We start from the raw sequence: 25,680 nt of genomic DNA on the forward strand, positions 1-25,680 counted from the left end.
TCGAGTACTTTTATCGCGCTATCGGAGGTTGCTCAGATTTTATTCAGGCGGTTTTGCGGACAGTTCTGCAGCAATTGCTGTAATGGATCGCCGTTAGGCAGCTGTAACTGGGGCTCCAGTTCTGCCAGTGGCAGGAGTACGAAGTTGCGCTCTGCCATACGTGGGTGTGGTACTTGCAAGCGCACGTTATCAATTTGCTTTTCTCCAAATAGCAATATATCCAGGTCGAGGGTGCGCGCTCCCCAGCGCACTGAGCGCTCGCGACCGTGAGCGGCCTCAATAGACTGTAACTGGTCGAGTAGCTCAATCGGTGAGAGTGACGTGTTCAACTCAGCCACTGCATTGACATAATCCGGTTGCCCGCTTGGGCCTATGGGGGCGCTGCTATAAAAACCGGAACAGCGCAGTAGGCAGCTGCTGGGGATTTTGTCCATTGCTGTGAGGGCACTGCGCAGCTGCCTCTGTGGCTCAGACAGATTACTGCCGAGCCCGATATAAACTCTTTCCATCACTCAGCTGCCCTGGGTTTGCGCCGGCGTCCACTGCGAGAGTTACGGCCGCGGCGATTACCTCCGCCACTGCGCTGTAGTTTGCGCACCATTTGCTGACGCAGCTCGTCATCGGCTTGCTGGAAGTCCGTCCACCACTTACCAAGGCCGGCCTCAATTTCGCCACTTTCCTCGCGCAGCAGCAGGAAGTCATAAGCTGCACGGAACCGGGGATGCTCCGTTTGGCGCTGAGCGCGGCTGCCACCACGTTGGGGCAGGCGGTGCTGCAGGTCCCAGATCTCACGCATGGGGATAGAGAAGCGTTTGGGTATAGCGGTATGGGCCAGCTGGTTACTGGTAATCTTTTGGGCTGCCTGGGCGAGGGCTGGCGCCGGTGGAATACCTTTTTCCACCAGTTTTTGTTGCTCTTCGTTTACTGCTGGCCACAGCAGGGCGGCATAAAGGAAGGCGGGGGTGACGCGCATATCCGCCTGGATACGTTTGTCTGTGTTGCGCAGTGCTCGCCTGGTCAGCTCCAGGGCAGCGGGGCTCTTCTCAATTTGGCGGGCATTGTCCGGGAACAGGTGCTGCCACAAATGGTAGCGGTGCAAATGCTCAAAAGTACGCTCGCCCTGTCCACTCATTAGTAATTTGAGTATCTCATCGAACAGGCGGGCTGGAGCGATATTGCGCAGCAATGGCGCAAGCTCCTGTAAAGGCTCTGCAGTTTTGCTCTCGATCGCGAAGTCCAGCTTAGCGGCGAAACGTACCGCGCGCAGCATCCGTACAGGGTCCTCTTTATAGCGGGTGGTGGGCTTGCCGATCATACGGATCAAGCGCTTTTCAATATCCTCGACCCCACCAGTGTAATCGTGGATGGCAAAACCATTAGTGGTGTAGTAGAGCGCATTGACGGTGAAGTCCCTGCGCATGGCGTCACTTTCGAGATCACCGTAGACGTTGTCCCGCAGCAGCATACCGTGCTCGGACTGCCTTGCTTCATGCTCTTCGCCATCACTGTGGTGTCCGCGGAAAGTGGTTACCTCAATGACCTCGCGGCCGATACGAGCATGCAGGATACGGAAACGCCTTCCCACAATACGAGCGCCGCGGAATAATTCCTTGGCCTGTTCTGGCGTCGCATCGGTAGCAACATCGAAGTCTTTAGGGTGGCCGCCTAGCATCAGGTCGCGAACACCGCCACCGACAATATAAGCCTGGTAACCAGCATCCTGTAGACGCTTCATAACTGTCAGGGCCGCGCGGCTGATCTCTCGGCGGGAGATATTGTGGTCATTGCGGGCGATGACCCGGGGGCCTTTGTTGGCCGGCTTGCGCCAGCGCTTAATACTACTAATCAGATTGTTGAGCATACGGCTGTCTATTTTGACTGCTGCCATTCGTAAATGACCGGAAAAGCCCTGCTGGTGCTCAGGCCACACTTCCGGTGGCAGCAGGTTTGGTACCCGCGCGTCTCTACCCCTTTTGACCAGGGAGTTCTCTGCGGCACTGCTGGGGCCTCATATACCTGGGCGGGCCCAGGGGGCGAAGTCCGTAACCAGGGGTGCCAATGGCATCGATTGCCGGTGAGTTGGATTCGCGGGCGCGATTCTAACACACGCAAAGGAATGCGCCCGCAATCTGCGGGTGCCGGGAAGTTTGGAGAAAAGATTTGGGAATTATTATTACCAGTATGAAGGCAGCGGCTTCCTTGCGCTCTCAATTTGCTATCAAGCAAACACCCTCTCCCAGGTACAATTCAGTCAGTTTGCAACGCGCTTGTTGTTATTTTTATTCTTTCTTAAGGTTTATTGTTATTATTTATTGTTGTTCTTACGGTTTTGGCCACTCATTGCTTTTATTGTCGGCCTCCCCATTATTCTTATTGTGTTTCGCCCGCTTATTGTGAGTAGTTATAGGGCTTTTAACGGTCATTTATTTTTATTGTTGGCCGTTTTCAAATTTTGTACTAAGGGTAAAGCACTTAGTGTGCCAACTTTTAAAAATTGATATAAATCAATAAGTTACGATCTTTACGAAATTTGACGGAACTTTTTTTAAGTCCATTGCGTTACGTAAAGTGCGGCAATTGTTACTTGCAGGGCGTCTGGGGTAACACTTCTTTTGTTACCGATGTGGTAGTTGAGGAGCACAAAGGGACAGCGTGCGGTACACCCACAGTAGAGGGTGAGTATTTAGAGGGGGTTACCTGGGGGCCGCGGTGAGGGCCTAAGCCCCGAAAGAGGGCATCAGGCCTCTGCAACTGCGCTACGGCGGGTTTTCTTGCGGGGGATGCCCAGTTTTTGACGGCGCTCCCACAGGCATTTGCGGCTGACCCCCAGCTTTTTGGCCAGCTCAGTTTCACTCATAGTGTCTTGATGCTCGATCACGAAGCGGGCGAAGTAATCTTCCAGTGACAAGTCCTCACGGGGGTCTGTGTGCAGGCTTCTAGGGCGAGGAATCTCACCAGTCTCTTCCACAGGCACCAGGTCCAGGTCGATATCCAGTGTCTTGTGGTTAATCTCCCGACTGTCGCGATCGGTGAGGATCACAGCGCGCTGAATAGCGTTTTCCAGCTCGCGTACGTTACCGGGCCATGTGTAGGTCGTAACAGCCTGGATGGCCTCTGGAGATAAGCGGAGCAGGGAACGCTCTATTTTGGTGCAAAACCTTTCCAGTAGGTGCTCTGCCAGTGCAAGCACGTCTCGTCCACGCTCTCTCAGAGGTGCCAGGGTCATTTGTACGACATTGATACGGTAGTAAAGGTCTTCACGGAACTTGCGCTCTGCCGCTAGTTGGCGGAGGTTGCGGTGGGTTGCTGTTACCAGTCGCACATTGACCTTACGTGACTCGATAGAGCCGATAGGGCGTACTTCCCCTTCCTGGATCACCCGAAGAAGGCGAGCCTGGGCTTCCAGGGGAAGCTCGCCAATTTCATCGAGAAACAGAGTGCCTCCATCAGCGGCAGCAACAAGCCCCTCACGGGCACTTTGGGCGCCGGTAAAAGCGCCTTTTTCGTAACCAAATAGCTCTGACTCGATCAACGTTTCGGGAATGGCTGCACAGTTAACAGATATCAGCGGCTTGCCTGCCCGGCGGCTCTCCTCATGAATGGCGCGGGCCACCAGTTCCTTACCGGTACCGGTTTCACCATGTACCAGCACAGTGGCGTCTGTTGGCGCGACCTTGTGGATACGGCTGTAAAGCTCTCGCATCACCTGGCTGCTACCGATCATCCCGGCAATCGTGCCGGTATTATCTTTCTCTGAGGGTGCCTGTGCGCGGCTCTGCTCAGCCTTGCCGATAACTCGCCGCACAGTGGCAATCATCTCATCGTGATCAAAGGGCTTAGCAATATAGTCTGCCGCGCCCATACGCATGGAATCCACCGCAGATCTGAGGCTGGCGTAGCTGGTCATAATCAACACCGGAACTTCGCCAGCATGCTTGAGCAGGTCGGTGCCTGGGGCACCGGGCAGGCGTAGATCGGAGATCACCAAGTCCACTTCATTTACGCGGTATTTGCTCAGGGCCTCGCGTACTGACCCCGCCTCACTGACCTTGTAGCGATGCCGCTCCAGCAGTTTGCGCAGCGCCGTTCGAATAATGGCTTCATCTTCGACGATCAGGATGTGGCTCATGTGTTACGCCTGGTTACAAAATGCTCAATAAGCGCCTAGTTTTACCTGCGCGCCGTTTCTATGCAACTCAAATACTGAGAATTGGTTGCTTTTTGATCAAAAAATATTCAATTTGGCAATCTACGCCTCAACCCGCCAGTGGCAGCTGCACAATAAACTTGGCGCCACGTCCCGTCTCCCGGTTGGCGGGACTCACTAACTCCAGTTGGCCTCCATGCTCTTCAACGATGCTGTATACCATCGCCAGGCCGAGGCCGGTGCCCTCGCCGGGTTCTTTTGTAGTGAAAAATGGCTCGAGTATACGGTCTCGGTGCTTGGCTGAGATACCGGGCCCGTTGTCAGTTACAGAGACACAGGCGCTGCCGTTGTCGATGTAGCCCTCGATCAGAATATGACCGCCATCGGGGCTGGCATCGCGGGCGTTACTGAGCAGGTTGATAAATACCTGGATCAGGCGCTGGTTATCTCCCGGAGCGATCAGGTCCTCAGGTACGGTATTGTCGAAACGCACTTCAGTTTTATCGCGCTGCAGGGACAGAAGGTTTACTGCTTCCTGCACACAGGCATAGAGGTCTACTGGGGCATGCTCGCTCTCCTGACTGCCACTGTGGGAGAAGTTGACCAATGAATGCACTATCCGGCTGATACGCTGGGTTTGACTAAGTATCTGGTCGGCGGTGTCCAGTACTTCTGGGTTGTCACAGTCAAACTGGAGGTTCTGTGCCAGGCAGGCAATGCCGGTCACAGGGTTGCCAACCTCGTGGGCGACTCCGGCAGCGAGGCGCCCTACCGAAGCCAGACGCTCGCTGTGAATCAGCTCCTGTTCCAGTACCTGGGTTTCGGTAATGTCTTCGAGCAATAACATCTGGCCGTCGCCGCGCTCGTTGCGTACACGATCGTTGCGACTGCGCTTCTGGCGCGTCTTGTGTAAATTGAGCCAGTGGCTGTTGCCATCCAGACTCACCTGCTGCTTAAAACGGCTGGCATCAGAGGATTCGGCAAATTCCGCCAGCAGCCCGCGCCAGGGCTCGGCGAGGTACTCCAGCTTGGAGCCGATTACCTCGCCGGCTGCAATACCGGTCAGGTCCTGCATGGCGTAATTCCAAAGCAGTACCTCACCGTCCCGGCCCAGGGAGCAGGCAGCCATGGGCAGCTCTTCCAGCATCTGGCGATGGTAGAGGCGCAGGTTGTTTAGCTCCCCTGCGAGCCCGGTGAGCTGGTGTTTATAGCGCCCCAGGCGCGTTTCTATTAAGTGGATATCCTTGTTAGCCGGTTGATCGCTGTTCTGGAATGGGAAGTGGCGGTCGATAATCTGCCCTGCCAGCACCCGCCCAAGCAGCCCGGAGAGGTTGGCCTCAAGCTTGTTGCGCAGCTGGCGCAGGGCGTAAGGTCGACGCTCATCATCCGGCAGGTCGAGCTGGTTGAGGGCGCGCTTGACCTCTTTATTGGCGGTGGCGGCACCGAGACTCTCCGCAAGACGCAAACGGAAATCTGCTGCGGATTCCACATCGAGACCTAATCGTAACGCTTGAGCAATAGTGTCATCACTACAAAGATCAGCAGCGTATTGCTCCAGGTTACTGGTGCGCGTAAAGAGTGACAGCCCGACAAATAGCAGAATGTTGATGCTGAGGGATAGAGTGGTGATCTGTGTCCAGATCGACATTCCTAGAGGTATCTGAATCGATGTACCGGGCAGAGTGATGCCGGTTAAGTCGAAAATAGACGGCAACATCAGGCCGCAGCCCCAAATCAGCATACCGCCCAGCAGCCCCCCGATAAAGCCGCGCCGGTTGCCGCGTGGCCAGTGAATTACCGCGAATATTCCCGGCAGGAATTGCAATGACCCGATAAACGCCAGTAATGCCAGGTCCGATAGGGAGAGGCGGTTGTTCAACAGAAGGTAGAAGGCAAAGCCGGCAATAAACAGCGCGGCAATCAGCGCACGGCGCAGCCACACCAGCTGGCGATACATATTGTCCTCTGAGTGCCAGCGTGTACCGGGCAGCAGCCAATGATTCATTACCATGGTGGACAATGCCAGGGTAATCATAATGAGCGCGCCGGTGGCAGCGGAGAGACCGCCGATAAAGGCCAGCGTGGTGAGCAGCGCTGAACCACTGGCTCTCGGCACCGCCAGCGAGAAGTACTGCACCGGTTCTGCCACATCCAGGGCGAAGCCCGCCCACATAATCGGAAAGATTGGCAGCGCCATCAGTAGCAGGAACAGCGGGAAGCCCCAGCTGGCGGTACGCAAGGCCTGGCCTGTGGGGCGTTCAGCGATACTGAGATAAAAGATGTGCGGCATGGCCACAGCGGTGGCGATAAATACCAACAGTAAGGTGTGGGAGGAGCCCTGTTCAATGGGGGTGTAAAGCAGCTGTTGCATATCGCTGTTTTCAAGTAGCCACTGGTCGAGCCCCGAGAAACCGCCGAATACACCATAAACGGCATAGCCACCTACCGCAGTGAGAGCAACCAGCTTAACCAGGGATTCCAGCGCCATAGCACTGGCCAGGCCCTCGCCCCGTTCGCGGGTCGCGCCGTACATGCTGGTAAACACCGCCAAAAGCACACAGTAGAAGAAAGCAATGAGGTTCTTGCTGGAAACCCCACTGTCTGGCAAACCGAGCGCGGCAACACTATCCCGGGATAAAAGAGCCAGGGTTTCAGATACCGCCTGTATCTGCAGAGCTACCAGTGGTAACAGTGCCAGTAACATGAACAGGGTGGCGAGAATGCCTACCTGGCGACTGTGGTAGCGAAAAACCAGTAGATCCGCTGGGGAGTACAGTTGGTAGCGCTGGGCAAGCCGCGCTAGCGGCTCTAGAGCTACTGGCGCAAATAAGAACATAGCGCCGGTGCCCAGGTAGTAGGCCAATACGCCATAACCATACTGCCAGGCCAGGTCGACAATACCGTAGAAAGTCCAGGCAGACAGCGAAACCCCCAGGGAGAGGACATAAACGAGTGGGTGGCGTACCCAGCGTGCGGGCAGCCAGCCCTTTGAGGTGGCGAAGGCCACAAAGAACAGAGTGGCAATATAAACGACACCAATCAGGGCGATATGGGCTATTTCAAAGCTCATTCGATTTGCGTCTCCATTGGATAAAAATCGCCAACAGGATCAAAACGAACCAGAGAATAAAAGGGCGATACCAGGCGCCAACGGGATTGATCATCCAGGTAAAAATGGTGGGTGAAAACACATAGCCCACTAGCACGAGCAGTATTAACAGGGTGCGATTGCTCATAGACAGTCTTGGAAACCCGTTTGGGAAAAGGCATTAATGGTGGCCGGGATCACCTTGGATTTAGGGGCAAGGCGCTATTGGGATATGCGTATATTACCCAAAAGGTGGGTGCGGCTGGCGCAAAAATGTTAAATGTCTCAGCAGTTCAGTGCAATTGCCGGTCGCGCTTATCAATTTGGTGTCGTTGCCAACGGGCTGTGGCCCACTTCAGAATATGTTCTGGTTTCTCCTGTCTCAGTGTTTCGGGCACATGGAAACCGAGAAAAATTAATGCGGCGCACAGGTTATCTGCCGCTTTATTGTCATCGATAGCTGGCGCGTGGTTTTGCTTGCTGAGTTTCTGTTTTCCCCCTGGGCCCATTACCAGAGGCAGGTGCCCGAAGACCGGAGGGGTTGTGCCGAGTATGTGGAACAGACGGATCTGTGCGCCAGTGGTATCTAAAAGGTCGGCGCCACGCACCACTTGGGTAACCCCCTGGGCAATATCATCCACCACTACTGCCAGCTGATAGGCGTACAGGCCATCGCGACGCTTCAGGATCGTGTCTTCACGTACCGGTTGGTGTTGTTCCCCGCGCCAGATATCCTCGAATACCTCCTCGTCACCAGCACATTGCAGGCGTAGGGCAGAGGGACCACTGCCACTGTGTTTGACTCTGCAACCAAGGTTGTCGTGCCCGCCATTTTGGCGGATTTGGCTGCGTGAGCAGTAACAGGGATACAGGAGGCCTTGTTCACGCAGTTGCGCCAGGGTCTCTTCGTACAATCTGTGCCGCTTGCTCTGCCATTCCACGGCACCGTGCCAATGCAGGCCGTGGGTCTCCAGGGAATTCAGGATGCGGGTGGCCGCGCCGGGCTCTTCGCGCGGTGGGTCGAGATCCTCCATTCGGAGCAACCAGTGGCCTCCATGGGACTGGGCATCCAGGTAGCTGCCAAGTGCGCACACCAAAGAGCCAAAGTGCAGGGGGCCGCTTGGGGAGGGAGCGAATCGACCAATATAGGGGTGAGTACTTTTCAAAATGACAGGGGGCGGTCCCGTCGACCGCCCCTTCGCGCCGGGTGCCCCTTAGGGATCACCGGATTTCTATTAGTTATGGATCAGCCTGAAATCTGTCTTTCTTTGATTTCAGCCAGAGTCTTGCAGTCCACACACAGGGTTGCGGTGGGGCGAGCCTCAAGGCGGCGGATTCCAATATCAACCCCGCAAGCTTCACAGAAACCGTAGTCATCCTGGTCAATCAGCTCCAGGGTGGCGTCGATCTTCTTGATCAGTTTGCGCTCGCGATCGCGGGTGCGAAGTTCAAGGCTGAACTCCTCTTCCTGACTGGCGCGATCGGCGGGATCGGGAAAGTTTGCGGCCTCGTCTTTCATGTGGGAAACGGTGCGGTCCACTTCCGCCATCAGTTCGGCCTTCCAGGCTAACAGCAAGTTGCGGAAATGCTCCTGCTGCTTCTCATTCATGTACTCTTCGCCCTTAGTCTCCTTGTAGGGCTCAAAGCCGTGCAGAGAATCGGTGCTCGCAGCAGTTTTGGGCATAGTCGTTGCCTCTCTTTCTATACGGGCCCCCGATAATGGGGGCGATACCACCAAATTCAATCTAGCCTAGACCGGAATCTTTTTGTTTGATGCTTTTTTCACCTGTCAAAAAGCTTGCGGTGGCAGGCTAATCCTTGTTTCCGCCGCCGATACCCCGGCGACCGAGAGCGAGGAAGCTATCAAATCTACGCGATTCGCGCCACAAATAGTTGTCTGCTATTTTGTGGCGCTGAAATGTACAAGAGTGCCAGCCCGTGAAGTTTACCCCCTCGTTGCAAAAGGCAACCCTGTTGCGTCGTTACAAACGTTTTCTCGCAGATGTGGAGTCCTCAGAAGGGGAGGTTTTCACTATTCACTGCCCTAATACCGGCTCCATGAAGAACTGTTGGGTTGAGGGTGGCGCTTGTTGGTATTCGGACTCGGGTAATCCCAAACGCAAGTACCGCCATACTTTAGAGATCACCACCACCCCCGATGGCGCCCTGGCCGGTGTAAATACGGGGCGCTCTAATGCTCTAGTGGAGGAGGCAATACGCTCCGGGGTAATTGGCGAACTCCAAGGCTACGAGTCCCTGCGCCGGGAAGTGCGTTACGGGGATGAGAATAGCCGTATTGATTTTCTGTTGTCCGGTGATCAGGGGGACTGCTATGTGGAGGTTAAGAATGTCACCTTGGCAGATGGGGAGCGCGGTTACTTTCCCGATGCAGTGAGTGCCCGCGGCGCTAAACATTTGCGGGAATTGCAGAAATTGGCTGAAGACGGAGTGCGTGCAGTACTCTTTTATTGTGTTCAGCACAGTGGTATCGAAAGTGTTGAGGCCGCGCGTGAGATTGACCCCGCCTATGCTGACGCCCTCGACAGTGCGGTTTCAGCCGGTGTGCAGGTGCTCGCTTACAAGGCGCAACTAGGCGCCAGTGAAATTGTCCTCGCGCAGGAACTGCCATTTCGCTGAGGGGGTTGATATGAATGGCCGGGCAGGAACGGCCCGGCAAGATAAACCCTACTCCGGCAGCAGGGCGTAGAGGCCGTCCTGGGCGTATTCCACAGGCACAGGTGTCAGTGCATCGCCGGTACAGGGGCCAGCGATACACTCACCGGATTCAATCAGGAACAGAGCCCCGTGAGAGGCACATTGGATCAGGGCCCCATCCGGGTCGAGAAACTGGTCTTCCTGCCAGTCGAGGTTGATACCGCGGTGTGGACAGGTGTTCTTATAGGCATAAACCTCCCCCTCTTTCATCACGGCAAAGACATTGTCAGTTCCGGCGGCGGTATCGCCGAGGGAAAAGCCTTTCGACTGTCCCTCGCTCAATTCATCGTAGCGGCACAGGAAGTATTTCTGCATAAAGTCGGCTCTGGGATCTATTATTGCTCTATTGCGGCGCCGCGAGTGTAATCGAGGTGTAGCGTATTGTCCCGTCGCGCATGATACCCAAAGTAATTTCGTCACCTACCTGATGTTTTTCCAGAGCGTTGAGCAGATCGTCGTAGCTGCGGATGGGTTGCTGCTCCACTTCAACAATCACATCCCCCAGCTGCCACCCTCCCTGGCGTGTGCGATAAATGCCTTGTAAGCCCGCTTTCTCTGCGGGAAGCCCCGGGGCTATGCGCAATACGGCTACGCCTTCGAAACCGTAACGACTGCTCCATTGATCCGGTGCGGATTCAATGCCGAGTATGGGGCGAACCAGGCGGCCGTGGGCAATCAGTTCCGGGACGATTTTCTTGACTGTATCCACCGGAATGGCAAACCCAATTCCCACGCTGGTACCGCTGGGGCTGTAAATGGCCGTGTTGACGCCGATCAAGCGCCCGAGGGAATCCAGCAGTGGGCCGCCGGAATTGCCGGGGTTAATGGCAGCATCGGTCTGGATTACATTACGGATGGTGCGATTATTGGCAGCTTCAATTTCACGCCCCAGAGCGCTCACCACCCCAGTGGTGAGCGTGGTGTCCAAGCCGAACGGATTGCCGATGGCGAGTACCTTGCGCCCCACCGAGAGGTTGCTGGAAGTACCGGCTACAAGAGGTTTTAATCGCTCTTTAGGCGCTTCAATTTTCAGTACGGCAAGGTCTTTCTCTGGAGCTGAGCCCACCAGCTGGGCAGGCCATTCACTGCGGTCTTGTAGTGTAATGGTAACTTTGCGCGCACCTTCAATTACGTGGAAATTGGTAACCACGTGCCCCAGTTCGTCCCAAATAAAACCACTACCGGCACCTTTGGGTACAGCATGCAGTCGCAGGGTCCTGCGATCGCGCACCAGGGCTTCGTTGGTAACGTAAACCACCGACGGGCTGGCAAAATTGAACACCTGCATGGTGTTGCGCTCATCATCGGTAGCGAAGTCCTGGACTTGTGCATACAGGGGAGATGTGAGGCAGAGGAGCATTAAGGAAAAAATAATTGGCAGAGTTTTTAGCGCTGTCATGGATAGCAGTCTTTCCTTTGTCAATTTGCTGGAAAGTTTACCTCGCCTGAGCCGGGGGCGAAAAGACAGCGACGTTTATGCAAACCTGTACCTGCAGGATCAATGTATTCACAGGCTTTTTTTTACCAGAATAAAATCTGCACCTGTGGATAATTCGAAACAACAGCGCTTGTGCAGTTGCGTGAAAATCATTTACGGAAATTCTGCAGAACCTGGATGCGATCATCCAGAGGTGGGTGTGTGGCCAGCAGTGCGCCCATGTTGCCAAAGATTCCGAAGGCTTTCATATTGCCAGGCAGTGGCTCTTCGTGGCCCCGCTCGGATTCCACCTTGAGTCTCTGCAGAGCTGCGATCATGGAATTGGGGCTAGCCAGTGTTGCACCTGCGTGGTCTGCCCTGTACTCCCTCCTGCGGCTGAACCAGGCGACGATAATCATGGCAAAGAAACCAAAGACGATATCCATGACGATAGAGGTGATGTAGTAGCCGATTCCCAGTCCCTGCTCGTTGCGCAGGATTACCCGGTCGACAAAAAAACCGACCAGGCGCGCGAAGAACATGACAAAAGTGTTCACGACTCCTTGGATCAGAGCCAGGGTTACCATGTCCCCATTGGCCACGTGTCCAATCTCATGTCCGATAACTGCACGCGCCTCCTCGCGGCTAAAACGCTGTAACAGTCCGGCACTGACAGAAACCAGGGCGTTGTTGCGATTCCAGCCTGTGGCAAAGGCGTTAGCTTGGGGCATGGGGAATATCCCCACGTCTGGCATGCCAATGTTGGCTTTGCGTGAAAGTTCCCGCACTGTCTCTACCAGCCATTGTTCATCGGCACTGCGGGGTTCGGTAATAATCTGGGTGCGGGTGGTCATCCGTGCAATGGTTTTGGAAAGCAGTAGCGAGATGAAAGAGCCGCCAAAACCAAATAGTGCACAGAGAAGTAGTAAGGCGCCGAGGTTCAGGTCAACGCCATTGGCCTGGAGGATACCTCCTATGCCAAAAAGGTTGAAAATAATGCCGACCAGAACCAGGACAGCCAAGTTAGTCAGCAGGAATAGCCCAATGCGTAACATCGGCTCTCTCCATCTAATCGTCTTTGAGTAAGTTTAGATAGGGCGGGGCGTTTTGTGTGACAGTCGGGCGATATGCAATACCATGCCGAGCGCCCTTTCCATCCCCGCAGGGGCTATCCGGGCGTTAAATCGTTGGGAGAAATCTGGGCTGTTCGCGTTAGTCTAAGTTTTGAGTGGCCAGCAGTCGGTCAGCCTCGCTGGCCAGCTTTTGCTTCAGGTCTGGGTCCAGGTCGTTCCAGTGGACGTCCAATAAAGCGCCTTGTAGAGCGTAGAGCATGACTCTGGAGGCATTGATGCCGCGATTGCGAATACTGATAAATGCCTCCACCGGGCCTATGCGGCGCAGGTCTTCATGGGAGCGGATGCCGATAGAGTGCAGGATATTTACAGAGGCCAGGCCCAGGTTTTTCAGTTTCAGTAACTCTGATTGACTCGGGTGCATTCAGTTTTCCCTACAAGGTTTAACGTTCAGTTAATACGATCTCTCCATCGATCGCGGGCTGAACTTAACATAATTTAATTGTCGATCAGTAAACCTAACCATCGGTACCTTTGTGACAGCGCCAATTGCTTTTCCTACAATTCCGGGCTGACCTGCTTATTCCGTATTGCTCTTTGATAGAGTAGGCACCTTGGGTTTGTTCACTTTAGACCGCATTACAAAAATCGCCCGCTTATAGGAGTCAAATGTTATCTGTTCCGCTACAACGTATGCTCTTTGGACTCACCGATGAGCATGTCATCCTCGATCCAACTTCGGGCCAGTTGCTGCACCCCGAGGCCCTGGTGGCCTTCCAGCGCCTGAGACGTGATGCCCGCGAGGCAGGCTTTGATCCCCAGATCGCCTCAGGCTTTCGTAGCTTTGAGCGCCAGCGCACGATCTGGAACGGCAAGGCACAGGGACTCAGGCCGGTGCTCGACAGCGAGGGAGTGGCATTGGAAATTTCCGGATTGCCACCGCGAGAGCTGGTCATGGCCATATTGCGTTGGTCGGCATTGCCAGGTGCTTCCCGCCACCACTGGGGCACCGACTTCGATATGATCGATGCGGCTGCCCTCCCGGAGGGCTACGATGTTCAGCTAACCCCCCAGGAAGTGGCGGACAATGGCATTTTTGGCCCATTTCATCTCTGGCTGGATGAGCGTATTGCCTCCGCGCAGAGCTATGGCTTGTTTCGCCCCTTCGCCACAGATCAGGGGGGGGTGGCCCCTGAGCGCTGGCACCTGAGTTATGCACCGCGTGCGAAGGAATTGCAGGATCTATTGACGATTGAGCGCCTGCAGGAACAGCTGCGCCGCGGTGACCTGGCCCTGTGTGATACCGTGTGTGAGCATCTTGAGGAAATCTATACGCGCTTTGTGTGGATCCCGGATCACTGTTATCCGGAGATTATGCCGCTCTGAGAACGAAGCGGGCGCCGCCTTGTTATGCCCCGGATTCCCCAGTGGGCGGCGCTTGAAAGGTCCTGCCATTCCTGCCAAGCTTCGCGGGGCTTCAGCCCTTGGCATATACAATTGGGAAGTAACAGGAAAGTGGAAAAGACCGGCGAGGAAATCATTATCGACAGCTCGATCGAGCCCCGTGATGTCTGGAAATCCATGCGTGCGGAGGCCGCTGCCGCTGCCAGTGGCGAACCGATCCTGGCGAGTTATTTCCACAATACTATCCTGCGCCACAAATCGCTGGAGCATGCAATTGCCGACCAGTTGGCTGCTGTGTTGGATCACGATGCGCTGACTGCCACTTCACTGCAGGAAGTTATTGCTTCCGCTCTGGAGAGTGATCCCTCAATCTCCAGTCGGATGCATGCTGATATTTGCGCTTGGTACGATCGTGATCCGGCCTGCGATCAATACCTGACTCCGTTTCTTTATTTCAAAGGTTTCCACGCGCTGCAATCCCACCGAATTGCCCATTGGCTTTGGAAGCACGGGCGTTTCACCCTGGCTTTGTATTTCCAAAGCCGGGTGTCGGAGCAGTTTTCTGTGGATATTCACCCGGCGGCGAAGTTTGGCGGCGGCATTATGATTGATCATGCGACTGGTCTGGTTGTGGGGGAGACTTGTGTAGTGGGGGACAATGTATCCATCCTCCACTCTGTGACCCTTGGTGGCAGTGGCCGGGGCTCCGGCGATCGCCACCCAAAAATCGGTCACGGAGTGATGATTGGTGCCGGTGCCAAGGTATTAGGGCCTGTGCGGGTGGGAGATGATGTCAAGATTGCTGCTGGCAGCCTGGTATTACACGATGTGCCCGATCACACCACGGTAGCTGGTGTGCCAGCGCGCCAAGTTGGTGGCCGAATTGAGGGAGCTCCTGCCTTTACCATGGACCAGACTCTGGACCCGGATGAATAACACAGGGATTAAGTAATGTCGCAAGCCACCTATAGCTTGGTTTTCCGCGGTGACCTGATCGACGGATTTACTGCGAACGATGTGAAATCCAATATGGCGCGCCTGTTTAAGAGCACCCCGCAGGCAGTGGAGAAACTTTTCAGTGGTCGTCCACTGATCTTGCGAAAAGGCCTCAGCCAAGCCCAGGCAGAGCAGTTTCAAGCCACTTTGGCCAAAATCGGTGCCCAGGTAACCTTGAAGGATGAGAGTGGGATAGCAACCGCCAAGCCCAAAACCATACAGGCACAGACTGTTCAGCCTGAGGGAACACCTGAATCCGACAGTTCCCCGATACCCAATTGGACGCTTGCGCCCATGGAGGGAAATTTGGTCAAAGATCATGAGCGCAAGCAAGTGGCTGCGGTCGAGGTTTCCACTGACCATATCAGCCTGCGTGCGGCGGAAGGACTTTTGCTTGATAAGAGTGAGCGCGCTGAGGCGGAGGCTGCCCCAGTCAATATTCCCAAGTGGGATCTGGACTAAACATAAATCATTCCCTCTGAGGGAGTCTCCACGCACAAAAAAACCGGCATAAAGCCGGTTTTTTTGTGCCCAAGAGCCTAGCTAAAGGAAGTGGCTCTCAGCCTTCTTCCTTCAGGTAACGCTCACGAGAGGAAAGCACTTCTTTGCGGGCTTCTTCAGCGTCGGCCCAGCCTTCTACTTTTACCCACTTGCCGGCTTCGAGGGCTTTGTAATTCTCGAAGTAGTGCTCGATTTGCTTGAGCAGCAATTCCGGCAGGTCGCCAATTTCCTGTACGTGATCATACAGCTTGGTCAGCTTGGTGTGAGGTACCGCCAGCAGTTTGGCGTCTACACCGGATTCGTCGGTCATTTTCAGAACGCCGATTACACGGGAGCGGATAACAGAGCCAACCATTACCGGGTAAGGCGCGACAACCAGCACGTCGAGGGGGTCGCCGTCTTCGGACAGGGTTTGAGGCACGTAGCCGTAGTTAGCCGGGTAGAACATCGGAGTGGCAACGAAGCGATCCACAAATACGGCGTCAGAGTCCTTGTCCACCTCGTATTTGATGGGGTCGGAGTTGGCAGGGATCTCGATGATAACGTTGATATCGCTGGGCAGGTCCTTACCTGCGGGGATCTTGTCGAAGCTCATTGCTGGTCCTGAACTGGGTAAAACGAAAAATTTGGAGCGCGGATTATATATGCAGTTCGGCACAGCTGAAAGTCACGCCCCTGGGGAAATATCGGGCGTCAGGATTTGGCTGGCGGGTCTATCCTGTAAGTCATTGATAACAACAACGGGGCAGGGACGGAAATGCTAAAAGCCAGGGAGGTTAAAACCGTTCAGGAGGCCCGTGCGATTGTCGAAGGGCGCGGCCTCAGTCATGTCAAAGTGGGCCTTTTCGATATCGATGGTGTCATGCGCGGCAAATATATGAGCCGCGAAAAGTTTTTCTCTTCCTTGGATAAGGGCTTCTCTTTTTGTGATGTGGTGCTGGGCTGGGATGTAAAAGACCAGCTCTATGACAACGCCCGCTATACCGGTTGGCATACAGGGTATCCGGATGCTCCTGTGCGGATACTTCCAGATAGCTGCCGAGATATTCCCTTTGAAGAGAATATGTTGCTGTTTCTGGCTGAGTTTGATCAGCGGGCCCAGGCAGTATGCCCCCGCGCGGCTTTGCGCCGGGTGGTGGAGCGCTGCCGGGCAGCGGGCTTTGAGCCCTTTGCTGCCCTTGAGTATGAATATTTCCTATTCGATGAAACGCCGCATTCCGTGCGCGAAAAGGGCTTTCGCGATCTGAAGCCTTTCACCCCGGACTGGTTTGGCTACTCAATATTGCGCAACTCTGTGCATTCCGAACTGTACGGGGAAATCCTGGATATGGGGGAGCGCATGGATTTCCCGCTGGAAGGACTGCATACGGAAACGGGTCCAGGAGTTCTTGAAGCCGCAATTGCAGTGGATAAAGCAGAGGCTGCAGGGGACAAGGCCGCCCTGTTTAAAACATTTATGAAAATCCTGGCTCAACGCATGGGATTAATGGCGACATTTATGTCGCGTTGGTCCAGTGATTACCCCGGACAAAGTGGCCATATCCACCTCTCATTGCGCAGTGCGGACAATGGTAAATCGGCATTTTTTGATAGAAGCCAACCCACAGGGGGCAGCGAAATTATGCGCCAGTTTATTGCTGGCCAACAGCGCCTGATGCCTGAGTTTCTGGCCATGTTGGCGCCCACTGTAAATAGTTACCGTCGCCTGGTACCCGGCTTTTGGGCACCTACCGGCGCTAATTGGGGAGTTGAGAATCGGACTACAGCGCTGCGCGCTATTCCTGGCAACGGTAAATCGCAGCGAGTGGAATATCGCCTTGGTGCCGCCGATGCCAATCCCTATTTAGCTCTGGCTGCAGCGCTCGGCTCTGGGCTGTATGGCGTGATGCAGCAATGGCAGCCAAGCGATCCTATTGAGGGCAATGCCTATGCACTGACGCCCGAGATCCAGCAAACGTTGCCCGCTACCCTGTGGGATTCAGCCCAGCGTTTCAAAAGCTCTGAAGCTGCTAAGGAGTTGTTTGGCAGTGAATTTGTTGAGCACTTCGCGGCCAGTCGCGAATGGGAAGAGCGTGAATATCGCCGTCATGTGACTGACTGGGAGCTGGATAGGTATTTCGAAATAATCTGATTTAAGCCATTCACATCTGTACTTTAATTGGGCTGTTGCCCGTCTTTTTGAAAGCGTAACCCAGTTGTCTTTCCTTCACTGGTAGGAAACCGGTGAAAATTAATTAAAGGGATTTCCAATATGCACCACCTGCGATGTATTTCCCCTGTAGATAACAGCGTGTACCTGGAAAGAGCGCTGGCTGGCGAAGCTGAAATTCGTGTGGCTTTGGATCGAGCGGCATCGGCCCAGCGGGCCTGGCGCCTAACCCCTCTCATCGAGCGTATCGCTATTGTACACCGCGCAGTGGAATTTTTTGCGGAGCGCAAAGATCGTCTGGCTGAGGAAATTTGTTGGATGATGGGAAGGCCAATACGTTTCGCCCCCGGGGAAATTGATGGTTTTGCCGAGCGCGCTTCAGCCATGGCAGATATTGCGGAAGAGGCCCTCGCAGATATCCAACTGTCAGCCAAGCCGGGGTTTTCCCGGTTTATTCGTCGCGAACCGCTGGGTATTTCCCTTGTAATTGCCCCTTGGAATTACCCTTACCTGACGGCTGTAAATGCAGTGGTGCCGTCAATATTGGCGGGCAATGCCGTAATTTTGAAGCACTCTGCGCAAACTCCTCTCTGTGCAGAGCGAATGGTTGAGGCGTTTAGAGAGGCAGGGCTACCCTACGGGGTATTTCAGTTTCTACACCTGAATCACGCTTACACCCAAAGGTTGGCATGCGCGGAGGAAATCCAGCACATCGCTTTTACGGGTTCGGTAGAAGCCGGGGCAAACTTGGAGCGCACCGTAGCAGGCCGCTTTATTCAGGTGGGTTTGGAGCTGGGAGGTAAAGATCCTGCCTATGTACGGGAAGATGCGGATCTTCAGCTGGCGGTGGAGACAATTGTAGATGGCGCATTTTTTAACTCAGGTCAATCCTGCTGCGGCATTGAGCGTGTTTATGTTCAAGAAAAACTATTCGACGAATTTGTAGAGCGTGCCGTCGCTCTGGTTGGCAAATATCAGCTTGGCCGGCCGGATGATCCGGACACCACATTAGGCCCCCTCGTTCGTGCAGAAGCCGCTGATCGAGTACGTGTACAAATAGACGAAGCTGTGGCCGAGGGCGCCAAGACGCACCTGAGCACCAGTGACTTCCCGCTGGATAAACGCGGTACCCAGTATTTGGCCCCACAGTTATTGACTGGAGTACGCCAAAAAATGCGCCTGATGCGTGAGGAGTCTTTTGGACCGGTATTGGGGGTGCAAAAAGTGCATGATGATGGCGAGGCTCTAGAATTTATGAATAACAGCCAGTTTGGCCTCACCGCAGCAATTTTTTCACAGGATGAAGAGGTCGCCCTGGCAATTGGGGATCATTTACAGGTAGGCACAGTTTTCCTTAATCGGTGTGATTACCTGGACCCAGAGTTGGCCTGGACTGGGGTAAAGCGGTCCGGAAGGGGGTGTACTTTGTCCCGGATTGGATTTGAGCAGTTAACTAGACCCAAGTCCTTCCATTTTAAAATTTAAGGTTAGGGAACCGTTAAAGAGGGAATTTCTGTGAGGTTGATTAAAAGTTGTGTTGCAGGGTTACTTTTACTCAATTCATTGGTGCTAAAAGCGGAACCTTATCTTTATAAAAATATTACTTTAGATGTTCCCGGTGGGTGGTCAAGGTACGAAGACCCTTACAACAAGATAGGAATTCAATTTCGACAGAAAGGCACCGGTAACTTGATGGCCTACATTCTGAGAGAGGGATTATTAAAAGATGGTGGCGATCCTGACGTATTTTTAGAACAACATCCATTGGAACATCCGGTTTCTTCAGTGCAGATTGGTAATTATTCCGGTTATTTCGTCACTTTTAAATCGAAAGGAAAGTGTATGGCAAACTGGTTTTTGGGCGATGGAATCGATTTACTGGTTGCACACTTTCAAAGTGACTGTAATTCGGTGGATTTCTCACCGGTAATCGAAGTGGTTGAATCTATCACAATGAAAGTTCACACCGTTGAATAGTTAGTGAGTTATAAGTTACATAGAGTGAATGTTTGGGTGGAGGTGTTGAGGTGAAGTACATACATTGTTGCATAGTATTGTCATTTTTTTCTCCGTTATTGATTAGTGCCGCGGAATACGAGCTAGAAAATTATTCAATAGACCTCCCGGAAAAGTGGTACATACAGACGGTTGATGGAGAAATGGGCATGGAGCTAAGGAAACGGTGTAGCAATGCGCAACTGAAAATAGGGTTTTCTCAAGGGATAACTGCACAGCAACAAACTGAAACTTTCCTAAATGACTACGACGAGGGTGAGGCGGCCCTTACCGCAATTCAACTGGGACAATTTTCCGGCTATTTTCTGAGCTATGAAGATGAAGGGATGTGTGGAGAGATTTGGTCTATGGCAAATGGTGAGGATCATTTTGGAATAGGGTACTGGGAAGATTGTAACTCGATAAACCGTACATTGATTTTTAATCTGGTTAACTCAATAAAGCCCCGTTTACAGGTTGCAGATTAGCTGTTTTCAGAAAGTCATTGAGGGCATTGGCTGGACTGGATAAATAAAGAGGCAAGTGTGGATAAATACCGGGTAAACTGGAATTTCCCTACCAATATTTGGGTTGGACCCGGGCGAATAGCGGATCTTGCCAAGGCCTGCGTTGAATTGAATATACAGCGCCCCTTAGTGGTGACAGATCCCGGTCTTGCCACTATGCCACTGATTGAGCGTGCCTATACTCCCTGTCGGGAAAATAGCCTAGAACTAGAAGTTTTCTCAGCGATAAAAGGCAACCCTAATAGTGAGAATATTGATCAAGGCGTCGAAATTTTAAGGAGTAAAAATTGCGATGGAGTCATTGCCTTTGGTGGTGGCTCAGCGATTGATGCCGGCAAGGCAATCGCATTAATGGCCAGGCAGAGCCGGTCCATTTGGGAATTCGAGGATATTGGTGATAATTACAAGCGTGTCGATCCTAATGGTATGGTGCCAGTGATTGCAGTACCTACCACCGCTGGAACAGGCTCGGAGGTAGGGCGTGTAGCAGTGATTACCGATGAAGCTGCGCAAATTAAACGCTTGATTTTCCACCCTAATATCTTGCCGGATATTGTGATTCTCGATGCCGAACTTACCTTGGGATTGCCACCAGAAATTACCGCGGCGACTGGGATGGACGCCCTCTCTCACAACTTGGAATCCTATTACTCACCTATGTATCACCCTATGGCTGAGGGAATTGCCCTACAGGGTATGCGCCTGATTAAAAGTTACCTTCCACGGGCCTATATGATAGGCACTGAATTAAAAGCACGTCAGCAGATGCTGGTTGCCTCCTGTATGGGGGCCACAGCCTTCCAGCGAGGTTTGGGTGCGATCCATGCACTCGCCCACCCACTTGGTGGCCTTTACGATAAACATCACGGCTTACTCAATGCCATATTGATGCCCTATGTCCTTGTAGCGAACAGGCCAGCCATAGAGGTTCCCATGGGACAATTGGCACTCTCATTGCAATTGACCGGGAAAGATATGTTTGAGAGCGGCTTTGATGCAGTGCTTAACTGGGTTATTGGCCTGCGTAAGCAGCTGGGTATTCCTCATACTTTGGAAGAAATTGGTATTGGTAGCGATGATGCCGATAAGATTGGACGTTTGGCTGCAGAAGATCCGTCTGCAGCCAGTAATCCCATGTCTTTTAACGCAGTGGAATATCGCGATATTTTCCTGCGTGCTTGCCAGGGTAGTGTCACACTGTAAGAGTTTCACCCTGTAAGCCGACAGAAGATTACCTATCAATAGAATTGTCCACAGGAATTAGTTATGCGCGGCGTCTTTACTCTGTTTATCTTCCTGGCTGCCACCCTCGGATATGCCCAGGATTCCCCAAATATCCGTACCGCTATTTTTGCCGGTGGTTGTTTCTGGTGTATGGAACCACCCTATGACAAAGTAAACGGCGTGCTGGAAACCACCTCAGGTTACAGCGGTGGTCACGTGAAAAATCCCACTTATGATCAGGTCTCCGCTGGTGGTACCGGTCATGCTGAGGTGGTTCAGGTTAAGTATGATGCTAACAAAGTGAGTTACTCGGATTTACTCAATATCTTCTGGCACAATGTGGACCCATTTGATGCTGGTGGACAGTTCTGTGATCGGGGTGACCAGTATCGCGCTGAAATTTTCTACGGCAATGAAGAAGAGAAACAACTGGCCGAAGAGAGTAAGAAGAAAGTAGAGGCCGAGCTGGGTAAGAAAGTGGTGACCCAGATAAAACCCGCAGCTACATTTTATCCTGCGGAAGCTTACCATCAGGATTATTACCAGCGTAATCCACTGCGTTATAAGTACTACCGATTCCGTTGTGGGCGAGATCAGCGACTGGAGGAAGTCTGGGGCAAAGCGCCCGGTTAATCAGGCTGGTGCAGCATTTAATTACTTTCTCTATAGTGGTTTCTTTAACCCTGCATCGAAGCATGCCTGTAGGGCTTCAGTCTTGGTAAAGAGATGAAAAAAATACAGCCTGGGATATTGCAAGAAGGGGAAGTCTTGGGCTCTGCAGCTGGCTTTCCTGTTCTTTACCGATATATTGCTGCGGAAAAATCCAAACCTTTAATGGTGTTCATACCGGGTAACTCTCATCTGGCACGTATCTTCTATGGCTGTCCTGAGGCCAGGGAAGAGGATTTTATCAGTTACTGGGTTCATCGCTCAGGCCATCCCTTCCTGGCTGTCTCTTTCCCAATTGCCAATAAGGTTTTTGATGGCTTCTATCCCAGCTTTACGATTGCCGATTGGGGAAAGCAAGTCGCTGAAGTGATTGATGAGGTGGTTTCTAGGAATAACTTACAACGTGAGGTGATCGTTTGCGGCTGGAGTATGGGATGTAAGATTGCCGGAGCTCTTGGGAAGGAGGTTATTGGAAAGAAGATTTCAATTGCGATGTTTGTCGCAATGTCTGGAGATCCTGCAGTTCCCGGCTTTATGCCAAAGGCTAATTCAGAAAATATCACCATGACACCCGAGGGCTTAGCCAATCGAGAATGTCTCTATCCTTGGTTTTTTCAAGCTTTGGAAGATCAAGGTAAATATAATGGCCATCCTATTCTAAAGAAAGAAGTCTATCGAGAGCGTATGCTGGGGGCCACACCAGTAGGCCTGATTGGCACCGGTTTAATGTATAAGGAAAACCGCTTTATTGATGATATTCAAGGAAGCATCCAGTCAGCTAATACTTTTGGTTATGAAGACTATCCTTTTCCTGTAGTTATCCACGGAGATTCACTTTGTGATGCGGAAAACGTACTGCTAAATACAGCCGATTGGGCATTTATTAGAAGTCGAGTTTTAATTAGGGAAGTGCTAAGAGATAAGAGTTTTAAGGAGCTTTCTCTAACACGTTGGGAAGAACTAAAGCGCTTAGTTAAGACTTCTGAAAACTATCTCTCAGAGTCCCTTCCGGGAGGCCATTTTTTCTTTTTGGGTAAAGCTGGGGCGAGATCAACCATTGATAAAATTCTGCTACTTTCTAAGCAAATGCGAAATCTTTTAGAATTGCGAGGTGTTTAACTTAGCCTCATAACTTACTATATCTTCTTCTAATTTTAGTTTGATTTTCCTGGAATGCAGACTGATTATAATATTTTCGATAGTGTTTCTTAGCTTAAAAATCGCTCTTGTTCGAAGCTTATGTCGTCGTGTCATGTTTAATTTAAGTGGTTACACCTGTGTATCTTCCATTTTCTGATATATCGGGTCTAGCTTGATGGTTCTGTTATCTTTGTGAGGTGTTCGTCAGTTTTAAGTTATTTTTCTGGATTTACTCAATTAAAAAATAATCGAATTAATATCAGGTATGATGATGGAATCAATATAATTTTAGATTAAATGTAAAAAAGGATGCTGGGAAAATGAATATTCGATCTAATTTTAAATTTATATTGTTAGCTGCAGGGTTGGTTTGCGCCAGTCAATCAAAGGCTGCAGGTGTGGGTGTTGATAGGGTCTATCTCGTCAGTCCTTCTGGGACTTATATGAAGACCAATGATGAGGGTATTGGCTTGCCCGAAGTAGTTGATACAAAGACGGAAGCTGATAGGTATGATCTTAATTTACACTTCAAGGGATTCGGAAATAATAATCAAAATTGCTTGGAAGATAAAGACATAATTAAGGTCAAACAGTATCTGGCAGATCAAATATTATTTGTTGTAGATGAAAAAGAGCCTCTGATAGACACTGCCGAATTTTATGATGAATTACCAAAAACGAGTGGCGAGATATCAGATTTATTCTATATCGTTAGCGATACAAGCGGCTGTATAGGTGTAAACAGTACTGTTAAGCTTTCGGCAGTTCCACTCTCCGGCGATTACTATATTTATTTCCCTGACGTCAATCCCAGTGCCCGTTGGACCTGGGTTGATCAGAGTGAAAGCGGCACAGAAATTACGCTTATCAGATAATTTTTTTAAAAATTCTTTATGTGCTATTTGGCAGGTATCAATAGATATCTGTCTTTAAAAGTAGTTTTATAGTATTAGTTTGTTCTAGCTAAAGTAGCGGCTTATCAAATGGGGTACTTTATCCTCATGTTGTATTTTTAACGAATTTTTTTCTACGGATTAATTATGTGAATGATAAAGTGAGGAGTTGAGCCTGGCCAGATATCATTTTAACCAAGTTTAAATCTAATTGATGGTTAGAGCGTTGTGATATCTTTTCTAAAGATATCTATAAGTATCAATATATAAAATAAAGGAATCAGTGCGAGTGCTGCAAAATGTAATGCCAGTATATCGTTTTCTTTACTGATGGCTCCTTCAGAAAATAAAATTATTTCCAAGATGAAAAATAAGACAAAAAGTAGGCGTTTATCCAGGTTAGATATGGATTCAAACACCTTTGAACCAAGCAGCCAGTAATGCCAGGATTTGTATTTCAAAGCATCAAAAAGATAGTAGAGGCCACAGGTTAAGCTCACTAACGTTGTGAGTAGTAGCTCAAACACCCAGGCCGGGGGCTTGCCAGGTGCTGGGGGCCAAATATTGGTTACTCCGAATTCGGTAAAGGAAAGAATGGCGAATAGCCCGGTGGTCAATAGAACAATAGGGAAACGAAAAACTAATATGACCATGCAGATTGCAGCAGAGACTTCGAAAACCCTTTGAATGGGCATAAAAATATTGGCATGCTCTGCAACCCAGGCTAATGCGTTGCGAAACCATAACGGGGTGTTTCCGTATTCTACATAGGAGTTCACCAGCCCCCTATAGCCCTCTACGGTAAACCAGTTCAGTAAGCTGTCTTCATAAACCTGGAAAATCAACATAACACCAATGGTGATGGTGAACAGGTTAATCCAACGCCCTACCAGCAGATTGGATTGTTGTGTCTGTGCGACTACGCGATATCGGTCTAAAAATTTCGAAAGTATTGCTAGGACGGCAATGGTGATACTGGATAATAGGCTGGCTAGAAGTATGTGATTGCCACCATTGCGCGACATCAAAAATATCGCAAACAGCACGCTAGATACCACAATCACCCAGAGGCACCAGGACAAAAAGCTTATATCGGGTGCCAGAATACCGCCCAATAGACGCTGGTAATAGGGCGTTGGATGAGATGAGGGGTGATCGGATGGTTTCTGAATATTTGGGGTGAGGCCATAGCTGCTTACCGCTAAGACTAATGCATACAACGCCGGTGATAAAAATTCAAAGAACCAGCTATTTTCGCCCATATAAGTAAAGCCCCATAATACTATGAAGCTCACAAACATGAGTAGGGCGCCTAGGGGCATTAATATCCGCAATATTAAGAGTGCCCCGGCAAGTAGAATGGCAAAATGCAGTGAGTAGGTCAGGCTGGTGATGTGCGGCGTAAAAAATATGGCTAAAGATTGAATGGCTGTGGGGGCTTCTTCCGCTTGAATAAGCTGCTCTAATGCGGCTGCAAAGGCCTGCGGTGCCACCTCGCCATTAAGGTAGCGCGTAATGACCAGTTGGATACAGGCGGCGCCTAAAAAAAGGCTTATCATGGCTAGCCATGCAGTTGACGAGGTTGCCGTTTTTGTTTGGCTAGTATCTAAAGTTTGGCTGGAATTGTGCATAAACCCTAGCCTAGTTGAATTCGATTCCCATAGATCAATACTTGTGCCAAAAAAAGTTCGCTATTTCAGCGTGTATTCATCCCAGTTGTTGTCTTTATCGGCAATAGGAAA

The 25,680-nt window shown here is 51.6% G+C and carries 26 protein-coding genes; 13 read left to right on the top strand and 13 right to left on the bottom strand.

Features of this window, described 5'->3' with window-relative positions; translation table 11 throughout:
• Positions 1-32: 32 nt before the first annotated feature.
• Together folK and pcnB are read right to left on the bottom strand one after the other, a co-directional pair.
• Positions 33-509 (bottom strand): 2-amino-4-hydroxy-6-hydroxymethyldihydropteridine diphosphokinase, encoded by a 477-nt coding sequence (folK, locus tag G367_RS0107065; protein WP_020412414.1) that lies wholly within the window; start codon positions 507-509, stop codon positions 33-35.
• The gene (gene pcnB, locus G367_RS0107070) at positions 509-1,888 is read right to left on the bottom strand and encodes a polynucleotide adenylyltransferase PcnB (RefSeq protein ID WP_342664457.1); all 1,380 of its coding nucleotides are present in this window, start codon (positions 1,886-1,888) and stop codon (positions 509-511) included. The genes folK and pcnB overlap by 1 nt, the downstream gene beginning before the upstream one ends.
• Positions 1,889-1,894: 6 nt before the next feature.
• Here pcnB and G367_RS26080 point away from each other — a divergent pair, with 6 nt between their 5' ends.
• Positions 1,895-2,185 carry a hypothetical protein gene (locus G367_RS26080; protein ID WP_157533403.1) on the top strand — a complete coding sequence of 97 codons (291 nt, stop codon included), beginning with the start codon at positions 1,895-1,897 and terminating at the stop codon, positions 2,183-2,185.
• A 552-nt stretch (positions 2,186-2,737) separates the two neighbouring features.
• Here G367_RS26080 and G367_RS0107080 read toward each other — a convergent pair.
• The 5 genes from G367_RS0107080 to dksA form a co-directional block, all read right to left on the bottom strand.
• Positions 2,738-4,129, bottom strand: coding sequence for a sigma-54-dependent transcriptional regulator (locus tag G367_RS0107080; protein WP_020412417.1), 1,392 nt, complete (start codon positions 4,127-4,129; stop codon positions 2,738-2,740).
• 127 nt (positions 4,130-4,256) lie between these two features.
• Complete coding sequence (locus G367_RS0107085) at positions 4,257-7,217, bottom strand: ATP-binding protein (RefSeq protein ID WP_020412418.1); 2,961 nt, start codon at positions 7,215-7,217, stop codon at positions 4,257-4,259.
• Complete coding sequence (locus G367_RS26450) at positions 7,207-7,383, bottom strand: hypothetical protein (RefSeq protein WP_169337099.1); 177 nt, start codon at positions 7,381-7,383, stop codon at positions 7,207-7,209. Before G367_RS26450 ends, G367_RS0107085 begins: the two co-directional genes overlap by 11 nt.
• A 145-nt stretch (positions 7,384-7,528) precedes the next feature.
• The gene (gene gluQRS, locus G367_RS0107095) at positions 7,529-8,401 is read right to left on the bottom strand and encodes a tRNA glutamyl-Q(34) synthetase GluQRS (protein ID WP_020412420.1); all 873 of its coding nucleotides are present in this window, start codon (positions 8,399-8,401) and stop codon (positions 7,529-7,531) included.
• Positions 8,402-8,481: 80 nt separating this feature from the next.
• Positions 8,482-8,919 (bottom strand): RNA polymerase-binding protein DksA, encoded by a 438-nt coding sequence (dksA, locus tag G367_RS0107100; RefSeq protein WP_020412421.1) that lies wholly within the window; start codon positions 8,917-8,919, stop codon positions 8,482-8,484.
• Between the two features lie 254 nt (positions 8,920-9,173).
• Between dksA and sfsA the strand changes: the two genes are divergently transcribed.
• The gene (gene sfsA, locus G367_RS0107105; RefSeq protein WP_020412422.1) at positions 9,174-9,872 is read left to right on the top strand and encodes a DNA/RNA nuclease SfsA; all 699 of its coding nucleotides are present in this window, start codon (positions 9,174-9,176) and stop codon (positions 9,870-9,872) included.
• A gap of 48 nt (positions 9,873-9,920) precedes the next feature.
• Here sfsA and G367_RS0107110 read toward each other — a convergent pair whose 3' ends face one another.
• The 4 genes from G367_RS0107110 to G367_RS0107130 form a co-directional block, all read right to left on the bottom strand.
• Entirely contained in the window at positions 9,921-10,265 is a 345-nt protein-coding gene (locus G367_RS0107110) for a Rieske (2Fe-2S) protein (RefSeq protein ID WP_020412423.1), read from the bottom strand.
• A gap of 28 nt (positions 10,266-10,293) precedes the next feature.
• Positions 10,294-11,349, bottom strand: a complete 1,056-nt coding sequence (locus G367_RS0107115; protein ID WP_020412424.1) for a S1C family serine protease — start codon at positions 11,347-11,349, stop codon at positions 10,294-10,296.
• Between the two features lie 188 nt (positions 11,350-11,537).
• Positions 11,538-12,422 carry a protease HtpX gene (htpX, locus tag G367_RS0107125; protein ID WP_020412425.1) on the bottom strand — a complete coding sequence of 295 codons (885 nt, stop codon included), beginning with the start codon at positions 12,420-12,422 and terminating at the stop codon, positions 11,538-11,540.
• Between the two features lie 157 nt (positions 12,423-12,579).
• On the bottom strand, positions 12,580-12,864 hold the full coding sequence (locus tag G367_RS0107130) for a TfoX/Sxy family protein (protein WP_020412426.1): 285 nt from the start codon (positions 12,862-12,864) through the stop codon (positions 12,580-12,582).
• 245 nt (positions 12,865-13,109) lie between these two features.
• Between G367_RS0107130 and G367_RS0107135 the strand changes: the two genes are divergently transcribed.
• From G367_RS0107135 to G367_RS24970, 3 genes are all read left to right on the top strand, one after another.
• Positions 13,110-13,826 carry a M15 family metallopeptidase gene (locus tag G367_RS0107135; RefSeq protein WP_157533404.1) on the top strand — a complete coding sequence of 239 codons (717 nt, stop codon included), beginning with the start codon at positions 13,110-13,112 and terminating at the stop codon, positions 13,824-13,826.
• A 129-nt stretch (positions 13,827-13,955) separates the two neighbouring features.
• Positions 13,956-14,780, top strand: a complete 825-nt coding sequence (gene cysE, locus G367_RS0107140; RefSeq protein WP_020412428.1) for a serine O-acetyltransferase — start codon at positions 13,956-13,958, stop codon at positions 14,778-14,780.
• Positions 14,781-14,795: 15 nt separating this feature from the next.
• Positions 14,796-15,302, top strand: coding sequence for a hypothetical protein (locus G367_RS24970; RefSeq protein WP_020412429.1), 507 nt, complete (start codon positions 14,796-14,798; stop codon positions 15,300-15,302).
• A gap of 97 nt (positions 15,303-15,399) precedes the next feature.
• Here G367_RS24970 and ppa read toward each other — a convergent pair whose 3' ends face one another.
• Positions 15,400-15,936: an inorganic diphosphatase gene (ppa, locus tag G367_RS0107150; protein WP_020412430.1), complete on the bottom strand. Its 537-nt coding sequence runs from the start codon at positions 15,934-15,936 to the stop codon at positions 15,400-15,402.
• 162 nt (positions 15,937-16,098) lie between these two features.
• On the opposite strand from ppa, the gene G367_RS0107155 reads away from it, so the two are divergent.
• From G367_RS0107155 to G367_RS0107190, 8 genes are all read left to right on the top strand, one after another.
• A complete protein-coding gene (locus G367_RS0107155; RefSeq protein WP_020412431.1) occupies positions 16,099-17,472 on the top strand; it encodes a glutamine synthetase family protein in 1,374 nt (457 codons plus the stop codon).
• Positions 17,473-17,592: 120 nt separating this feature from the next.
• The gene (locus G367_RS0107160; RefSeq protein WP_020412432.1) at positions 17,593-18,975 is read left to right on the top strand and encodes an aldehyde dehydrogenase family protein; all 1,383 of its coding nucleotides are present in this window, start codon (positions 17,593-17,595) and stop codon (positions 18,973-18,975) included.
• 30 nt (positions 18,976-19,005) lie between these two features.
• Entirely contained in the window at positions 19,006-19,467 is a 462-nt protein-coding gene (locus tag G367_RS0107165; RefSeq protein WP_020412433.1) for a hypothetical protein, read from the top strand.
• A gap of 50 nt (positions 19,468-19,517) precedes the next feature.
• Positions 19,518-19,973, top strand: a complete 456-nt coding sequence (locus tag G367_RS0107170; protein WP_020412434.1) for a hypothetical protein — start codon at positions 19,518-19,520, stop codon at positions 19,971-19,973.
• Positions 19,974-20,030: 57 nt separating this feature from the next.
• Positions 20,031-21,215 (top strand): iron-containing alcohol dehydrogenase, encoded by a 1,185-nt coding sequence (locus G367_RS0107175; RefSeq protein ID WP_020412435.1) that lies wholly within the window; start codon positions 20,031-20,033, stop codon positions 21,213-21,215.
• A 63-nt stretch (positions 21,216-21,278) separates the two neighbouring features.
• Positions 21,279-21,869: a peptide-methionine (S)-S-oxide reductase MsrA gene (gene msrA, locus G367_RS0107180; RefSeq protein ID WP_020412436.1), complete on the top strand. Its 591-nt coding sequence runs from the start codon at positions 21,279-21,281 to the stop codon at positions 21,867-21,869.
• Between the two features lie 93 nt (positions 21,870-21,962).
• Entirely contained in the window at positions 21,963-23,024 is a 1,062-nt protein-coding gene (locus tag G367_RS0107185) for an alpha/beta fold hydrolase (protein ID WP_020412437.1), read from the top strand.
• Between the two features lie 341 nt (positions 23,025-23,365).
• Positions 23,366-23,920, top strand: coding sequence for a hypothetical protein (locus G367_RS0107190; protein ID WP_020412438.1), 555 nt, complete (start codon positions 23,366-23,368; stop codon positions 23,918-23,920).
• Positions 23,921-24,156: 236 nt separating this feature from the next.
• Here G367_RS0107190 and G367_RS0107195 read toward each other — a convergent pair whose 3' ends face one another.
• Positions 24,157-25,569, bottom strand: coding sequence for a hypothetical protein (locus G367_RS0107195; RefSeq protein ID WP_157533405.1), 1,413 nt, complete (start codon positions 25,567-25,569; stop codon positions 24,157-24,159).
• Positions 25,570-25,680 lie beyond the last annotated feature (111 nt).

Origin of the sequence: Microbulbifer variabilis ATCC 700307 (assembly GCF_000380565.1) — a bacterium.
Classification (GTDB): domain Bacteria; phylum Pseudomonadota; class Gammaproteobacteria; order Pseudomonadales; family Cellvibrionaceae; genus Microbulbifer; species Microbulbifer variabilis.

Coding starts and splice junctions, on each gene's coding strand:
- folK (WP_020412414.1), bottom strand. CDS start 509: ATGGAAAGAGTTTATATCGGGCTCGGCAGTAATCTGTCTGAGCCACAG.
- pcnB (WP_342664457.1), bottom strand. CDS start 1,888: ATGGCAGCAGTCAAAATAGACAGCCGTATGCTCAACAATCTGATTAGT.
- G367_RS26080 (WP_157533403.1), top strand. CDS start 1,895: ATGACCGGAAAAGCCCTGCTGGTGCTCAGGCCACACTTCCGGTGGCAG.
- G367_RS0107080 (WP_020412417.1), bottom strand. CDS start 4,129: ATGAGCCACATCCTGATCGTCGAAGATGAAGCCATTATTCGAACGGCG.
- G367_RS0107085 (WP_020412418.1), bottom strand. CDS start 7,217: ATGAGCTTTGAAATAGCCCATATCGCCCTGATTGGTGTCGTTTATATT.
- G367_RS26450 (WP_169337099.1), bottom strand. CDS start 7,383: ATGAGCAATCGCACCCTGTTAATACTGCTCGTGCTAGTGGGCTATGTG.
- dksA (WP_020412421.1), bottom strand. CDS start 8,919: ATGCCCAAAACTGCTGCGAGCACCGATTCTCTGCACGGCTTTGAGCCC.
- G367_RS0107110 (WP_020412423.1), bottom strand. CDS start 10,265: ATGCAGAAATACTTCCTGTGCCGCTACGATGAATTGAGCGAGGGACAG.
- G367_RS0107115 (WP_020412424.1), bottom strand. CDS start 11,349: ATGACAGCGCTAAAAACTCTGCCAATTATTTTTTCCTTAATGCTCCTC.
- htpX (WP_020412425.1), bottom strand. CDS start 12,422: ATGTTACGCATTGGGCTATTCCTGCTGACTAACTTGGCTGTCCTGGTT.
- G367_RS0107130 (WP_020412426.1), bottom strand. CDS start 12,864: ATGCACCCGAGTCAATCAGAGTTACTGAAACTGAAAAACCTGGGCCTG.
- G367_RS0107135 (WP_157533404.1), top strand. CDS start 13,110: ATGTTATCTGTTCCGCTACAACGTATGCTCTTTGGACTCACCGATGAG.
- G367_RS24970 (WP_020412429.1), top strand. CDS start 14,796: ATGTCGCAAGCCACCTATAGCTTGGTTTTCCGCGGTGACCTGATCGAC.
- ppa (WP_020412430.1), bottom strand. CDS start 15,936: ATGAGCTTCGACAAGATCCCCGCAGGTAAGGACCTGCCCAGCGATATC.
- G367_RS0107155 (WP_020412431.1), top strand. CDS start 16,099: ATGCTAAAAGCCAGGGAGGTTAAAACCGTTCAGGAGGCCCGTGCGATT.
- G367_RS0107160 (WP_020412432.1), top strand. CDS start 17,593: ATGCACCACCTGCGATGTATTTCCCCTGTAGATAACAGCGTGTACCTG.
- msrA (WP_020412436.1), top strand. CDS start 21,279: ATGCGCGGCGTCTTTACTCTGTTTATCTTCCTGGCTGCCACCCTCGGA.
- G367_RS0107185 (WP_020412437.1), top strand. CDS start 21,963: ATGAAAAAAATACAGCCTGGGATATTGCAAGAAGGGGAAGTCTTGGGC.
- G367_RS0107190 (WP_020412438.1), top strand. CDS start 23,366: ATGAATATTCGATCTAATTTTAAATTTATATTGTTAGCTGCAGGGTTG.
- G367_RS0107195 (WP_157533405.1), bottom strand. CDS start 25,569: ATGCACAATTCCAGCCAAACTTTAGATACTAGCCAAACAAAAACGGCA.